Annotated in this window: 1 protein-coding gene; it reads right to left on the bottom strand. The window is 62.0% G+C overall.

Going from position 1 to position 1,474, the window contains the following annotated elements; all coding sequences use genetic code 11:
• A partial coding sequence (locus JK358_RS38715) for a condensation domain-containing protein (protein WP_201958865.1) occupies positions 1 to 1,418 on the bottom strand: 1,418 nt, incomplete at its 3' end.
• Between the last annotated feature and the right edge of the window lie 56 nt (positions 1,419 to 1,474).

Consider the following 1,474-nt stretch of genomic DNA (forward strand, 5'->3'; position numbering starts at 1 on the left):
GCCACACCCTTGGGCACACCCGTCGTACCCGACGTATAAATCACATACGCGGTGTGTTGTGGTGTGGGATAAGGCAATACGCTCACCGCGTGCGCGTCGATGCTCGGATCGGCGACATCGAGAACCACCGCAGGCAGGGTGCCAGAAAGACGTCCCAGACCCTCGATCCGGTCCACATACTCGGCCGTGGTCACCACCGCGACCGGTGTGGCGTCGGCCAGGATGAACTGGATCCGCTCATCGGGATAGGCCACATCGATCGGCACATACCCCGCACCGGCCTTCAACACCGCCAACACCGCGATCACCGTGAACTCACTACGCGGCAACAGCAACCCGACCAGGTCCCCGACACTTACACCCGCATCGGCCAACACACCGGCCAGCCGGCCCGACGCCTCATCGAGTTCCCGGTAGGTCCACGACCGGTCCTCGAACACCACCGCCACCGCATCCGGCGTCCGAGCCACCTGCACAGCGAACAACTCCGGAACCGATACCCCCGACACCAGAGCAGCACCCGCGCCGCGGCCACCCCACACAGCCAACTCGCGGCGCTCGGCCTCACCGAGCAACTCGACCGAACCCACCCGCGTGTCCGGATCCTCGGTGACAGCGGTCAGTATCGTCTTGAATTGGGCCACAAAGGATTCGACTGTCGCTCGATCGAAAAGCCCGACCGAGTACTCGACGTACCCATCCCATCCGCTGCCGTCGATGGCATCGAAAATGTTGAACCACAGGTCGAATCTCGATACCCCCAACCGCGGGGGCACCGGCGTTACCTCGACTCCGGGCAGAACAATGTTCGGAACGACATTGTTCTGGAATGTCAGCGCCACCTGGAACAGCGGTTGATGTGCCGCAGAGCGGTCAGGATTCAGCAGTTCGACCAAACGCTCAAACGGTATGTCCTGATTGTCATAAGCCGCCAACGCCTTGTCTCTGACCTGAGAAAGCAAGTCGCGGAACGACATGTCGGCATGAGCCGAGACCCGCAGTACCCAAGCATTGACGAAAAAACCTACAAGATCGTTCAGCGCCTCATCGGTGCGTCCAGCGATGGGAGAACCGATCGCGATATCCTCTCCCGCCCCCAGCTTGAAAAACAGCCCCGTCAGCGCAGCCTGAAGCACCATCGACACCGTTACACGCTCGCGTCGAGCCAGATTCTCGACCACCACACGAACCGCAGGATCAAAGGAAAGATCCACCGTGCCGCCCCGATAGTCGGCAACCGCCGGGTACGGTCGGTCGGTAGGTAGTTGCAGCCGGTCGGGCAGTCCGGCCAAGGCTTGACGCCAGTAATCGAGTTGGGTGTTGATCTCGCTGGTGGGGTCGTCGAGGTCGCCGAGCCATTCTCGTTGCCACAGTGTGTAATCGGCGTACTGCACCGGCAACGGCGCCCAGTCCGGCACCCGACCTACGCACCGAGCCTGGTAGGCGGTGGCCAGATCACGAATGAATGGCGCCC

The organism is Nocardia acididurans (assembly GCF_016741815.1).
GTDB lineage: Bacteria > Actinomycetota > Actinomycetes > Mycobacteriales > Mycobacteriaceae > Nocardia > Nocardia acididurans.